Raw genomic sequence first — 13,680 nt, 5'->3', positions numbered from 1 at the left:
ATGACAGGCGGGTGGAGAATGCGGGCAGATAACGACGGAAAAGATGACATGACCGACACAGTGACCAACACAGGCGAAAAGAAACAACTCCTCCATTTGGTTTTCGGCGGCGAATTGAGCAGCCTGACGGACGTTCAGTTCCGTGATCTCAATGCGCTCGATATCGTCGGGATTTTTCCTGATTACGCATCGGCGCTGACAGCTTGGAAATCCAAGGCACAAATGACCGTGGACAATGCCCATATGCGGTATTTCATTGTTCACATGCACCGTCTGCTGAACCCTGCTGAATAAGGGTTTGCAGCGTAGCGAAGCTGCGAAAAAACAGCCAAAAGATCTGCGCGTGCAAGGGCATCTTGCACGCCTGCGCTGCAACAGCGTATTTTTTTGCGTATAGGCCGTTCCAGCGCTATCATGTGCTTAAAATTGCCATTGAAATAGCTAGATTTTTAAAGAACTATTGGCAAAGGACGATAGACCATCATTGTTGCACCCTATTGCACGCGAGATCAGTTGAGATTTTGATAGGTGTGCAATCATCTTTTATCGTGAAACTCCTCCCGGTCGCGCTAAGACCGTGCGATAGAGGAGCAGTAGAATGAAGGTTGAAAACGAATGAGCGCATTGGCCCGCATTGCACTGACAGCCTATCGATGGGCGGGTGTTGTGGCCTTCCCTTGCGCTGGCATTCTTTTGGCGGTGCGCGCCTCCAAAGGCAAGGAAGATCGCAGCCGACGCATGGAGCGTCTTGGCCATGCGGCAGCAAACCGCCCGCACGGACCCCTGATCTGGGTCCATGCCGCAAGTGTTGGCGAAATGGGTGCCGTCACCGCGCTGATGCGCGAGTTTCGCCGCGCTGGCATTCACGTTTTGCTGACAACCGGCACCGTGACATCTGCCGAAATTGCCGCCACCCGACTGCGGGACGAAGTGATACATCAATATGTGCCAATTGATGCGCTGCCTGCCGTGCGCCGTTTTCTGGATTATTGGCAGCCTGATCTGGCCATTACCGTCGATTCCGAAATCTGGCCCGCAACCTTGCAATCTTTGCACGATCGCCGCATTCCGCAAATTCTGGTCAATGCGCGCATGTCTGACCGCTCCTTTGCCCGTTGGCAAAAGCATTCCAAAGTCGCCTCGTCGCTGTTTTCCAAGCTGGCCATGGTGATTGCCAAATCCGATGGTGATGGTGAGCGCTTTCGGGATCTGGGTGCCTGGCCAGTGACTGTTTCAGGCAATATCAAGGTCGATACCGATGCGCCCGCCGTCGATATGGACCTGCTGGGGCAATATCAAAGACAGATTGGACACCGTAAAACCTGGGCCGCCATTTCCACCGCCGACGGCGAGGAACAGGTGGCATCCATGGTGCATCGTGCGCTGAAAGCCCATATGGGCCAGCTTTCCATTGTGGTGCCGCGCCATCCTGATCGTGCCGATGAGATTGAAGCGATGATGGTGCAGCAAGGCCTTATCGTTGCCCGTCGCAGCCGCAATGACGAAATCACCGCCGAAACCGATGTGTTTTTGGGCGATAGCATTGGCGAAATGGGCCTGTACTTACGCCTGACGGAAATTGCCTTTGTTGGCCGCTCACTGGTGCCGGGGGCCGGTGGCGGCAATCCGATGGAGCCTGCCGTGTTGGGCTGTGCGGTGCTCAGCGGGCCGCATGTGGAAAATTTCCGCGAGAGCTATCAGCGTCTGGTGCGTCATGGCTCTGCCCGCGTGGTGCGCGATGCTGAAACGCTGGCCAAGGCCGTGCATTTTCTGATGAACAATCCCCTCGCCCGCCATAAAATGGGCGATGCGGGCATTGCCGCCGTGCAGGATATGCGCGGCGCGCTCTCCATTACCCTCAAGGCGCTGGAGCCTTACACCAATCCCTTGACTGTCAAGGCAAGGTTGGAACCCAAAGCAGCGGCAGGCGAATGACAGCAGGCACAAACATGCAGGGCAAGCCTGAAATTCTTGGTATCCTGTTCGACAAAGACGGAACACTTCTGGATTATGATGCCAGCTGGGAGCCGGTAAACCGCCAACTGGCCTTGCTGGCCGCCAAAGGCGATGCGGAATTGGCGGATAAGCTGCTGCTTGCCTGCGGCATGGACCCGGACACAGGCGTTGTCATGGCCGATAGCCTGCTGGCAGCTGGCAACTCCCGCCAGATTGCCCAAGGGCTGGTGGATGCAGGATCCGCCTTTGATGTGCATGATCTCACAGTTGAGCTGGACCGGATTTTTGCCGCAGCCGCTGATTTTTCAGTGCCAGTCACCGATCTTGCTCATTTGTTTTCGACGCTCAAGCAAAAGGGTCTCAAACTGGGCATTGCCTCTTCCGATAATGAGCGCTCGATCCGCGCCATTGTGCAGCGTTTCGGCCTGACAGACCACGTGGATTTCATTGCCGGTTATGATAGCGGCCACGGCTGCAAACCGGAACCGGGCATGGTGCATGGCTTTTGTGCGGCCACCGGCCTGTCTGCTGCGCAAGTGGCCGTGGTGGGCGACAACAATCACGACCTGCATATGGGCCGCAATGCGGGCGCAGGCCTCGCCATTGCCGTGCTGACCGGCACGGGTTCTCGCGAGACATTGACGGTCAACAGCGATTTCTGCCTCAATAACATTACCGAACTGCACACGGTTTTGAACTGATCAACGCGGAGGTCGGGCCATGCCCTTGCAAGCACCGTCCTTCTGGTGGCAGAAAATCGGCTGGAAAGCCGCAGCACTTTGGCCAATCTCCACCCTCTACGGCCACATCGCGGCCCGCCGCATGGCGCGCAAAGACCGCTATCACGCCTCTATTCCGGTGCTCTGCATTGGCAATTTCACCCTCGGTGGCGCTGGCAAAACCCCAACCGCGCTGGCTTTGGCCAAGGCCGCAATCGCCATGGGGCTCAAACCCGGCTTTCTCAGCCGTGGCTATGGCGGCACAAACAAAGGCACGCTGGTGGTTGATCCCCTGATCCACAGTGCCCATCAGGTGGGGGATGAACCTCTGCTGCTGGCAGCCCAGGCCCTCACGGTCATTTCGCCGCGCCGGAAAGACGGGGCAAAAGCGCTCGAAGCGCAAAGCGTTGATCTGATCATCATGGATGATGGCTTTCAAAGCGCCCAGCTGCATGTGGATCTGGCTTTGCTGGTGGTGGATAGCCGAAAAGGCGCTGGCAATGGCTTTGTCTTCCCGGCCGGTCCACTGCGCGCCCCTCTCACCCCACAATTTGCCCAGATGCACACGCTTTTAAACGTCGGCACCGCAGATCAGGCCATGGCTTTGGTGCGCCGTGCAGCACGTGCAGGAAAACCGGTGCTCAATGCCACCATCCGCGCCTTCGCGGTTGATCCGCGCCTACAAGGGCGAGTGCTGGCCTATGCCGGGATTGCCGATCCTGAAAAATTCTATGCAAGCCTGCGCGAGATTGGTGCGGATATTGTCATCACCCGCAGCTTTGGTGATCATCAGGCGCTCTCCAGCGAGGCAATTGCTGACCTGCTGAAAACCGCCGATCACAATGGGCTGCAACTGGTAACGACCGCCAAGGACTTGGCGCGCTTGCAGGGCAGCGATGTGCCGAACGCGCAAGATTTGATGCAAAAATCCATGGTTCTTGAGATTGAAATGGCTTTTGATGACCCATCAGCACCGGGCCTGCTCGTTCGCCAGGCCATGGAAGCTGGCCACAGTACCCGACGCACACGTTTTACCGTATAGCTCACCCCCCTCTGCCCTGCCGGGCATCTCCCCCACAAGGAGGGAGATCGCCAAAAGCAACACTATTGCTCAGCTGTATGTGTCGAAAATCACAGGTTCATTGTTAAAAACCAGCAGGAGCGCCTATCCGATCTCCCTCCTTGTGGGGGAGATGGCTGGCAAGCCAGAGGGGGGTAAACGGCACATGAAGGCCTTTGTGTCGCGTACCATGGAAACTGGCCGGACGCGCATCAATCGGCATTGATAGAGCATCAGATTTATCCGAAAACCGGATTCCACTTTTCCCTGACAAACTCTCATGCTGTAAAATCAGCGTTTCTGGTTTGGCAAATTGCCTGCCCGCTTTTCGGCCTCAAGCGATGCAGCCGCATCGACATAGGCTTCCTGACGGTCCACGCTCCAATATTTCAGCTCGTCAATGGTGATGGGCCTGCCCGTCATGGCGCAGACAACGTAAGATCCGGGCACCATGATCTGGAAATCACCATCAAGATATTTCACTGTCGCCTGACGATTTCCGCCGCTTTCAAACCGGTTCATACTGCCGCGCTCCTTATAATCTGTCTTTCTGAAATAAGCCCAAGCGCCAAAGATTGCCAGTGCGCCCATCATTTTTCTATCAGCTGCGGCCAAACAATCGTTCAATATCGCCGAGCTTCAGCTCCACATAGGTCGGGCGACCATGATTGCATTGGCCGGAACCGGGCGTTTCTTCCATTTTGCGCAAAAGCGCATTCATTTCTTCGGGCCGAAGAACCCGCCCGGAGCGCACAGAGCCATGGCAGGCCATGGTGGCGGCCACATGTTCCAGCTTGGCAAACAACCCGTCCGCGGTATCCCACTCCGCAATTTCATCAGCCAATTGCCGCAAAAGCCCGTTCACATTGACTTCGCCCAACATGGATGGCGTCTCGCGCACCGCAATGGCACCGGGGCCAAAGCGCTCAATGGCAAGACCAAGCTGATCGAGATTGACCGCATGATCCATCAGCCGGTCGCAATCCTCTTCCGGCAGATCAACAATTTCAGGGATCAGCAGCCCCTGACTTGGCAGCCTACGCCCCGTCAGCGCCTTACGCATATCCTCAAAAACCAGACGCTCATGGGCGGCGTGCTGATCAACAATCACCAAACCATCTTCCGTTTGCGCAACGATATAATTGGCGTGGACCTGCGCTCTAGCGGCTCCCAGTCGAAAACGGCCCTGTTCTGTCACCTCTGGCACAGCTTGCGAAACGGTATCTGCGCGGGCCGTGGGCGCTGTCACACTGTCAAACCGCCCCTGCCCGCCTTCCGCCATGCCCTGCGGCATTGTCTGGAAGAAATTGTTGGGCCGAGAGGGGGATGTTTCCATGCTCCAGCTTGTGGCTGAAGGACGCGGCGAAAAACCAGCCCCACCGCCGCCGGGGCGAAAGGCCCGCAGCATTGCGCCCGCCCCTGCCGTGGAGGAGCGATCCCCTTCACGCGCCAAGGCCTCGCGGATACCACCAACGATCAGGCCACGCACCAGGCCAGGATCCCGAAAGCGCACATCAGATTTGGCCGGATGCACATTCACATCTACCAAGGCCGGATCAAGGGTCAGGGCCAGCACCGCCACGGGATAACGCCCAAACGGCACGGTCTCGGCATAGGCCCCGCGAATGGCCGACAGCACCAGCTTGTCCTGCACGGGCCGTCCGTTGACAAAAGCATATTGATGGGCGGAATTGCCGCGATTAAACGTTGGCACACCGGCAAAACCACCCATATGCACATCTTCGCGCACGGCATCCAGCGCAATGGCATTGTCGCGAAACTCTGCCCCCAGCACTTGCGCAATCCGCGCCAGATGGTCATCCCCTGTGGCACCCAGCTCCAGCGTGCTGCGGTCTGAGCCGGACAGCACAAAGCGAATATGCGGAAAGGCAATAGCCATGCGCTTGACCATTTCGGTAATGGCCGCCGCCTCTGCCCGCTCCGTCTTCAAAAACTTCAACCGGGCTGGCGTGGCAAAAAACAGATCGCGCACCTCGACCACCGTGCCGACATTGCCCGGCGATGGCCGCGCCGCAGACACTTTGCCCCCCTCAACCACGATCTGATAGGCACTATCGCTATCGGCCCTGCGGCTGGTGATGGTCAGCTTTGCCACAGAGCCGATCGACGGCAGGGCTTCACCGCGAAAACCAAGGCTTTTGATGTCATCCAGCGAGGTTTTCAGCTTGGATGTGCAATGACGGCGCACCGCCAGCTCCAAATCGCCCGCATCCATGCCCATGCCGTTATCAGAAATGCGCAGCAGGGTTTTACCGCCCCCTGCGGTTGCGATATCAATGCGCGTGGCACCGGCATCAATGGCATTTTCAATCAGTTCCTTGGCCGCACTGGCGGGGCGCTCAATGACTTCGCCAGCGGCAATCTGGTTGATCAGGGTTTCGGGCAGTTGTTGAATGATCATGCATCATTATCTGACATTGAACGCGAAGAAGAAAGCCCGGGCAGAGGCGGCTGCACAGCAATTTTACACCACCTCCCTATATTTATAGGGGTAGCCTGCCAAGAAAATATAAAATTAATTCAAGTTTAATCGTTTACGGGGATAAATCCGATAGAATTCGATAAAAAAAACACTGTAGAGCATATTACAGCGCCGTGCGCCATATATGGCGCACAAAGGTTCGCTGTAACACTTTCAATCTGCTGCATAATTCCTTAAATCGATTCCGATTTAAGGAATTATGCAGTAAGCTCCTTGTGTTTTATCAAACACACAAAGGATACCGCACCACTTTTTAAAATCATCTAGAGACCAAAAAATTTCGACAAACATGATATTGATGGGATTTTGAAACGAGATGCCTATCCTGACAGATAAAAAAAGCACATCGACAACCGTTGCAAGGACAAGGTTTGTGCAAGGTCAGTCGGGCACAAGAACAATGCCGGATCATATTGGCATAGTCGCAAGTCAGCGCCATCATTTTCAGCATAGTGCGTTAGGAAGCCGCCATGGATAGGCACGGAGACAGCCCCTCGGCGCTTGAGCACGCTCTTCTCGACGCTATCTCGGATGCGCATGGCGGCGCTATTCTTGTGGTGGATGGCGATGATATGGTGCTTTACGCCAGTCCACAGCTCACTTTGCTGTTTGATATTCCTGAATTTTATTTAACCCCCGGCACGCGCCTGCGTGATTTGCTGGGCGCAATCTATGATCATTGCCTTCGCTCGACCGTATCTCCCGCACCATCCTCGCGCGAGGGATGGCTGGCCGAGCGGGTGGCTGCTCATTGGCGCGAGCGGCTGGAAGTGTTGGACTTCACGCCCAAAAAGCGTGTCGTGCGTGGCGCAATGCGGCGCTTGTCGTCGGGCTTCGGCATCTGCATTTTGAGCGACGTCACGGAGCAGAAAAAGCGCGAAGAAACCTGGCGCGCCGATCTGGAACGGGTAAAAGTCACCGAAGATATTCTCAACAGCCTGCCTCAGCCCCTTCTGGTTTTGGACGAACATCTTACCATTGCCGCCAGCAACAAGGCATTTGCCACAATGGTGGGACGCAGTGAAGACTCGCTGATGGAACTGCCCGCCAGCGCCGTGTTTGATGCCCCTTTTGCGGCCAAATTGCAGAGTGCCGCCAAAGAGACCAACAACGGCGCAGGCGTGATCGCCATCACCACTCCCGATCTGCAAGATGCAGGCAAGCAGGCCCAGCCGGTCGCTTATCTGCATAAGGTGGGCAAAGCGGGGCGGTCTTTTCTGGTGCTGACCTTCTCCGCCGTCTCGATCTCACCCCGCCAAACGCTTGCCGCGTCCACGCCCCATGCGTCCACGCCCGTGGCAAAAGCACCGACACGCCCTCTCAAAAGCGTCAAACCCTCCCAAGAAACAGGCGGGCTCAGGGCACCCGACATTTCCTCTGCTGAGACCTCCTCTCCCAAGACGATTGTAGTCGTCACCTCTGATCCCGGCTTTGAAGCCGACGCCTTGCGGGTTTTGCAAGCCTATCAGACTGACCACTGCATTGTGCGCAATCAGGCAGAGTTACAGGCCTTTCTCAATCTCACCGCTTCCATCGATATCACCATTGATCTCGCCGTGATTGATAACGCCCTGCCAGCAGCGGCGGCCAATATTGCCCGAGGCAAAGCGCGCGCTGTCATGATGATCGAGCGCCAAACCATTGCCGAGACACTTGGCAAACAATTCAAAGCGCCACTGGGCAGACGGAGCAACCTCAGCGCAGTGCCAAAACGCAACCACACCCCAACGGCACCGGTCAAACCCGTTCTCGATGGATTGGAAATCCTTGTTGTCGAAGACAATGAGGTCAATCAGATCGTCTTTTCGCAAATTCTTGAGGGATTGGGATGTCGCTATCGCCTGGCCACCAACGCTGCCGAGGCCTTGGCCATCTGGCAGCGTGAAAAGCCACCCGTGGTATTGATGGACATCTCTCTGCCCGACATGAACGGCATGGATGTGTGCCGTCTCATGCGACGCAAAGAGGCCGAAGGACAACCGCGCTCTCTTGTTGTTGGCGTGCTGGTTCCGGCTTTTGATCATGACCGGTCCCGCTGTATTGAAGCCGGAATGGATGACGTGATCATCAAGCCGCTCAGCCCCGATATGATCGAGCAATTGCTGCGCCGCCATTTGACCGGACAACGGCTGACACAAGGAAGCGGTCATCACTCATCCATAGCTCCTTAAATCCACTCCGATTGAAGGAATTATGCAGGAGCGCTTGCGGGAAAAAATGAAATTTACTGCTGATCCGACGCTCTGAAACACGCTTTCTGTTGCAAAAAATTCCGCTTTTCCGCCTGTCAACCTACTAAATCACGGGTAAAAACCCATAGTTCAAAGCGGGAATTTGCTAAAATTTTATTAAGTTATGCCCCCCATTGTGGTAGACTGAAACTGGATGAATTGCTGGGATAGTGAATGGGTGCCGCCGACACCAAACGGTTAGATAAAGCTCAGCTTGAAGGCGAGGTCAGCGCCTATACCGATCCGTTAACCGGCCTCGGCAATCGCTTCCGCTTGCGTGACAAGGTTCAGGCCATATCTCAGGAACGCGCCGCAGATCCCGCCCCTTTCACGGTTGCGCTGGTCAACCTCGATGGATTCAAGCCGATCAATGACCTGTTTGGCTCGCTGGCCGGTGACGAGATCCTCTGTCAGGTTGCCCATAGGCTTCAGGCCTGCATTCCCGGCGGTGCCACTGTAACCCGTGACACGGGTGATGAATTTGCCGTTCTTCTGCCTTTGGTGTTTGAGGCTGGCAGCGCCGAGCGCGTCGGCCTCATGATCAAGGATGTGCTCTCTGCACCCTATGATCTGGGCGATCGCAATGTGCGTCTTTCAGCCTCGCTTGGCTTTGCAATTCATCCCTTTGCCGGGGCCGATTTCGACACTCTGATGAAAAGCGCCGAGACGGCCCTTTATCGCTCCAAACGGCGAGGACGCGGACAAATTACCGTTTACTCCTCGGAGATTGCTCAGGAAATGCGCCGCTCTACCCAGCTTGAGCAGGCCTTGCGCAACGCCATTATCAATGATGCCGTGGATGTGCATTTTCAGCCCATTGTTGCGCTGGATGATGGCAGAACCCTGGGCTTTGAGGCCTTGGCGCGCTGGATTGACCCCGATATGGGTTTTGTCTCGCCTTCCATTTTCGTACCCCTCGCCGAAGAGCGCGGCTTTATTGATACGCTGTCCGAGACCTTGCTGCATAAAGCGGCAGAAGCCGCACTAACCTGGCCTCGAGAGCTGTTTCTATCCTTCAACCTGTCATCCGTGCAGATGACCGATGCGGCCACCGCATCGCGCACGCTGGCCATTCTTGCCAATGTCGGGTTGGAGCCATCGCGGCTGGATCTGGAAATTACCGAGACCGCCGTCATGCTTTCGGCGGTGACCGCCACCAACATTATTTCCGAGTTGCGTCAGGCCGGTGTGCGCATTTCACTGGATGATTTTGGCACCGGTCAGTCCAGTCTGGGACGGCTGCGCGATTTCACCTTTGACAAGGTCAAGATCGACCGCGCCTTCATTTCCGCGATCACCACAGACACGACCTGCCAACATATTGTCCGCGCCATCATTACCATGTGCCAGGGCTTGCAGCTCGAAGTGGTGGCCGAAGGCATTGAAACCGAAGCAGAAGTCGAGTTGCTGCGTGACCTTGGATGTTTGATGGGCCAAGGCTATCACTTCGGCAAACCCGTCGATGCCATGGCAACGCTGCGCTATCTTTCGCGCCAATACAACAATATGTCGCTGATACAATAATAGTGACTCGGACTTATTATGACGCTCTTTCGCGCTCAAACCGCGCAAATTGCACCTCAAGCGCCCGTTTAACCTCATCCTTCAGCGGTTCGGATGCGTCAAAAATCTGCTTGGCCTTGAGAAAATCCATCACACCAAACTCATTGACCTGCGGACGCAGGAAAATCGCGGGGGCACTCAGCCTCAGCTTCAAGGCCAGATGCGATTGCATCATCAATTGCGATGCGCCGAACAGGCTATCGATGCGGTTTGGCATGACATCCATCTCGCCAACGGCACCAATCGGCCCGCCAACAATATCCACGCCAATGACGATATCCGCCAGATCCATCACATGTTCATAGGGCACGGGGTTGAAAATGCCACCATCAATCATCACCCGCCCGTCCAGCAGCACCGGCATGAACAGGGCCGGGATCGCCGCCGAAGCGGCAAGCGCCTGATAAAGATCGCCACTCTCGCAGAGTTTTTCGCAATGCCCGTAATAATCGGTGGCAATTACTTTCAGCGGAATGTTCAGGCTGGCAAAATCATCGGGGATGTGTGCGGGCAAAAATGTGCGTAAAATCCGCTCAAGATTGAATTGCCCCAACCGGAACCCACCAATGGCATGGCGCATGGAGGGTGGCCGCAACGCCCAAAAGCGGTTCATCACCGCCCGGCGGTTGCCCACCGTTTCCAAGGCATAAGAGCGCATCTCTGCGGCGCTCATGCCCGCCGCCTTGCCCGCACCAATGATGGCACCAATCGACGATCCGGCAATCGCCACAGGTTCAATCCCCAACTCCTCCAGCGCTTGCAACACCTGAATATGGGCAAACCCGCGCGCACCACCTGCGCCAAGTGCAAGTGCCACCGTGGGCGTTGATTGTGCTGAAGACTGTGCGAACGGCAACGGCATGGCTGTATCAATGGACATGGACAAAGCAGAACCCTGATTGCAGAGCGTAAAAGCGAAGAGGATGTCCCGCTCAGGCATACGGCATAACAGCTCAAATCGGAATCGATTTAAGCAGCATTTCTCCCTCTGTTTGCAAAAAACTGATCCCGCTTGTTTCCATATGAAACTTATGCGGGGCGATAGGCGTAAAAATACATTTTTGTGTCGCCAAACACCCGGTCTTCCAGCAGTTCAAATGGGCTTTCCACCTGCACCAGCACATCGCTGCGCTCTTCCAGAATGGCCAGCGCACCCGGCACCAACCAGCCGCCTTGATGGGCAGCCATAAACGCTTTTTCGCCAAGGCCTTTGCCGTAAGGTGGATCGGCAAACAGCAGATGAAACGGCTCCATGTTGCTCACCGAGCCAAGCTGGGTGGCATCACGGCGCAAGATCTTGGCCCGGCCATGCAGACCAAGGCTTTCGATATTTTCCCACAAAAGGCCACGGCCCTCGACGCTGTTTTCGACAAACATCGCCGCCCGACAGCCGCGCGACATTGCTTCCAGACCGACAGCCCCCGTGCCTGCAAACAGGTCGAGAATGCGCGTCCCATCCAGAGCATCTGGATGGGCATGGGCGAGAATGTTGAACAGGCTCTCGCGCGTTCGATCAATGGTTGGGCGAATGTCATTGCTCTTGGGCGCAGCAAGACTGCGCCCACGAAATTCACCGCCGACGATTCGCATGCCGTCTTACCTCTTGCCCTTGAACGAACCACCCGACGGCTTGCCGCCCGACGATGGCCCACGGCCACCTGAAGGCTTGCCACCACCCGACTTGCCGCCAAAGCCCTTGCCGCCGCCCGGCTTGCCACCAAATGGCTTGCCTGCACCAGCACCCGATTTTGGACGGCCGCTGTAAGGCTTGTCGCCCGCCGGACGGTCACCGGCTGGCCTGTCAGATGGCCTGCCGGAATAAGGGCGCTCGCCCCGCTCGCCCCTGTCGCCATAGGCTGGTTTTGCGCCAAATGCAGGTTTGTCGCCGCGCGCTGGGCGTTCACCACGATCGGTGCGCGCACCATAGGCAGGCTTATCATCGCGGGAGGTGCGTGGGCCACGGTCTGCACGGGCATCATAGCTCGGTTTATCACCGCGCGGCGGACGATCACCCTGGGATGGGCGCTCACCACGGGCGGGTCTATCACCAAATTCACGCTTGGCACCAAAATCACGCTTGGCACCAAAGCCCTGACCGTCGCGACCACCACGGCCCTTTGGCTTTTCCTCAACGCCTTCGGCGCGAATCCATTCACCATCCGCATCACGCGCACGGGTCACCTGCACGCGCGGCGCACCCTCGTCCGAGCGGTAGGAATTGCCTCGGTCCGGGTTATGCTTGGTCAATGAGCGGGTTGGCGCACCATCCTTGGTGCGGCCATAACGCTTGCTTTGTGGGGCATCGCCCGAGCGCCCAAGAGGCGCGGTTTTCTTGGTCTGGTCAACGACTGCGCCTTTTTCAGCCACAGGCCGTGCGCCCGGTGCCATCCACACATTGGCGGTGCGGCTTTGGCCCATGGGCGGACGCTTGGGCTTGTCAAAACCGTCCGTATCATCGCGCTCAAAACTGTCACGCTTGCCACGCGGTTTGGCATCGGCCCATTTGCCTTTTGCCGCACCCCGTGGTGCATCACGGCGGGTGTCCAGACGGCCCAATGCTTTTTCGCGGGCGTCTTCCCGGTTGTTGCCACCCCGTGGGCGGGAGGCCTTGTCCGCTTTGCCCCAATCGCCCTTCTCGGCTTTTGCCTTGTTCTTGGGGGCTGCGTCGTCCTCATCATCCGCACTGGCGCTGTAGATCGGCGCATCAAAATTGGCGTGGGATTCTTCGATCAAACGTGGACCGAGCTGGTCGCGCAACATGCGTCCGCGCACTTCCTGCACCCGGCCCTCGGCCAGATCACCAAGCTGGAACGGGCCGTAGGAAATACGGATCAGACGGTTGACCTCAAGACCAAGTGCGCCGAGCACGTTCTTGATTTCGCGGTTTTTGCCTTCGCGCAAGCCCATGGTGATCCACACATTGTGGCCCTGGCTGCGGTCCAGTGTTGCATCAATCGCGCCATAGAGCACGCCATCGACGGCAATGCCGTCTTTCAGCGTATCCAGCTTGGCCTGATCCACTTCGCCATAGGCGCGCACGCGATAGCGCCGCAGCCAGCCGGTGGTGGGCAATTCCAGCACGCGCGCCAGGCCACCATCATTGGTCAACAGCAGCAGACCTTCGGTGTTGATATCAAGACGGCCAATGGACATGACCCGTGGCAGGTCATCCGGCAGGTTCTCGAACACGGTTGGGCGGCCTTCCGGATCGGAATTGGTGGTCACCAGGCCCGCCGGCTTGTGGTAGAGCCATAGCCGGGTGCGCTCGATGCCGCGAATGGGCTGGCCATCCACTTCAATGCGATCCGCCAGCGTGGCGTTGAGCGCTGGCGTTTCCAGCACCTTGCCATTGACGGCCACACGACCTTCCATGATCATGCGCTCCACATCGCGGCGCGAGGCAATGCCTGCACGGGCGAGAAGCTTGGAGATGCGCTCTGGCTTCAAGGCCTCTTCGCCACCAGAGGCCGCAGGTTTGCGGGCCGCTTCCAGGTCTTTTTTCGACACCTGATTGGCGAATTTCTCAGTGGATGGTTTACGGGTGCGGCCCGCGGGTTTTGAGCCCGGCCGCGAGAACTTTTCTTTATCGGTCATTTTTTGCTTGCCTGTCGTTTGCTGTGTCCTATCAGTTCAAGACGACTTGGTTAA

General features: G+C 56.9%; 11 protein-coding genes. 6 read left to right on the top strand and 5 right to left on the bottom strand.

Annotated elements, in window-relative coordinates; all coding sequences use genetic code 11:
• The first annotated feature begins 60 nt into the window (after positions 1-60).
• From E6C51_RS08705 to lpxK, 4 genes are all read left to right on the top strand, one after another.
• A complete protein-coding gene (locus E6C51_RS08705; RefSeq protein ID WP_146932705.1) occupies positions 61-294 on the top strand; it encodes a DUF4170 domain-containing protein in 234 nt (77 codons plus the stop codon).
• A gap of 321 nt (positions 295-615) precedes the next feature.
• Positions 616-1,935, top strand: a complete 1,320-nt coding sequence (waaA, locus tag E6C51_RS08700; RefSeq protein ID WP_146931606.1) for a lipid IV(A) 3-deoxy-D-manno-octulosonic acid transferase — start codon at positions 616-618, stop codon at positions 1,933-1,935.
• Positions 1,932-2,657, top strand: coding sequence for an HAD family hydrolase (locus E6C51_RS08695; RefSeq protein WP_230987141.1), 726 nt, complete (start codon positions 1,932-1,934; stop codon positions 2,655-2,657). Before waaA ends, E6C51_RS08695 begins: the two co-directional genes overlap by 4 nt.
• Before the next feature lie 19 nt (positions 2,658-2,676).
• A complete protein-coding gene (gene lpxK, locus E6C51_RS08690) occupies positions 2,677-3,717 on the top strand; it encodes a tetraacyldisaccharide 4'-kinase (RefSeq protein ID WP_190235678.1) in 1,041 nt (346 codons plus the stop codon).
• Positions 3,718-4,026: 309 nt separating this feature from the next.
• Here lpxK and E6C51_RS08685 read toward each other — a convergent pair whose 3' ends face one another.
• Positions 4,027-4,257, bottom strand: a complete 231-nt coding sequence (locus E6C51_RS08685) for a DUF2093 domain-containing protein (protein WP_075638918.1) — start codon at positions 4,255-4,257, stop codon at positions 4,027-4,029.
• A gap of 79 nt (positions 4,258-4,336) precedes the next feature.
• Positions 4,337-6,157: a DNA mismatch repair endonuclease MutL gene (mutL, locus tag E6C51_RS08680; RefSeq protein ID WP_190235677.1), complete on the bottom strand. Its 1,821-nt coding sequence runs from the start codon at positions 6,155-6,157 to the stop codon at positions 4,337-4,339.
• A gap of 551 nt (positions 6,158-6,708) precedes the next feature.
• On the opposite strand from mutL, the gene E6C51_RS08675 reads away from it, so the two are divergent.
• Positions 6,709-8,409 (top strand): response regulator, encoded by a 1,701-nt coding sequence (locus E6C51_RS08675; RefSeq protein ID WP_190235676.1) that lies wholly within the window; start codon positions 6,709-6,711, stop codon positions 8,407-8,409.
• A gap of 234 nt (positions 8,410-8,643) precedes the next feature.
• Complete coding sequence (locus E6C51_RS08670) at positions 8,644-9,993, top strand: putative bifunctional diguanylate cyclase/phosphodiesterase (RefSeq protein WP_190235675.1); 1,350 nt, start codon at positions 8,644-8,646, stop codon at positions 9,991-9,993.
• 16 nt (positions 9,994-10,009) lie between these two features.
• On the opposite strand, the gene E6C51_RS08665 is transcribed toward E6C51_RS08670, so the two are convergent.
• From E6C51_RS08665 to E6C51_RS08655, 3 genes are all read right to left on the bottom strand, one after another.
• Positions 10,010-10,912, bottom strand: a complete 903-nt coding sequence (locus tag E6C51_RS08665; protein ID WP_190235674.1) for a patatin-like phospholipase family protein — start codon at positions 10,910-10,912, stop codon at positions 10,010-10,012.
• A gap of 149 nt (positions 10,913-11,061) precedes the next feature.
• Complete coding sequence (rsmD, locus tag E6C51_RS08660) at positions 11,062-11,622, bottom strand: 16S rRNA (guanine(966)-N(2))-methyltransferase RsmD (protein ID WP_146931621.1); 561 nt, start codon at positions 11,620-11,622, stop codon at positions 11,062-11,064.
• 6 nt (positions 11,623-11,628) lie between these two features.
• Complete coding sequence (locus tag E6C51_RS08655; protein ID WP_190235673.1) at positions 11,629-13,626, bottom strand: pseudouridine synthase; 1,998 nt, start codon at positions 13,624-13,626, stop codon at positions 11,629-11,631.
• Positions 13,627-13,680: the final 54 nt, after the last annotated feature.

It is taken from the genome of Gillisella terrae, from assembly GCF_004801395.1.
Classification (GTDB): Bacteria; Pseudomonadota; Alphaproteobacteria; order Rhizobiales; family Rhizobiaceae; genus Allorhizobium; species Allorhizobium terrae.
The sequence above is the reverse complement of the archived record's forward strand: the minus strand, read 5'-3'. Positions and strand labels throughout refer to the sequence as shown.

Excerpts from the sequence above, each read along its gene's own strand:
- mutL (WP_190235677.1), bottom strand. The coding sequence starts at position 6,157 with ATGATCATTCAACAACTGCCCGAAACCCTGATCAACCAGATTGCCGCT.
- E6C51_RS08675 (WP_190235676.1), top strand. The coding sequence starts at position 6,709 with ATGGATAGGCACGGAGACAGCCCCTCGGCGCTTGAGCACGCTCTTCTC.
- E6C51_RS08665 (WP_190235674.1), bottom strand. The coding sequence starts at position 10,912 with ATGTCCATTGATACAGCCATGCCGTTGCCGTTCGCACAGTCTTCAGCA.
- E6C51_RS08685 (WP_075638918.1), bottom strand. The coding sequence starts at position 4,257 with ATGAACCGGTTTGAAAGCGGCGGAAATCGTCAGGCGACAGTGAAATAT.
- E6C51_RS08695 (WP_230987141.1), top strand. The coding sequence starts at position 1,932 with ATGACAGCAGGCACAAACATGCAGGGCAAGCCTGAAATTCTTGGTATC.
- E6C51_RS08655 (WP_190235673.1), bottom strand. The coding sequence starts at position 13,626 with ATGACCGATAAAGAAAAGTTCTCGCGGCCGGGCTCAAAACCCGCGGGC.
- waaA (WP_146931606.1), top strand. The coding sequence starts at position 616 with ATGAGCGCATTGGCCCGCATTGCACTGACAGCCTATCGATGGGCGGGT.
- lpxK (WP_190235678.1), top strand. The coding sequence starts at position 2,677 with ATGCCCTTGCAAGCACCGTCCTTCTGGTGGCAGAAAATCGGCTGGAAA.
- rsmD (WP_146931621.1), bottom strand. The coding sequence starts at position 11,622 with ATGCGAATCGTCGGCGGTGAATTTCGTGGGCGCAGTCTTGCTGCGCCC.
- E6C51_RS08670 (WP_190235675.1), top strand. The coding sequence starts at position 8,644 with ATGGGTGCCGCCGACACCAAACGGTTAGATAAAGCTCAGCTTGAAGGC.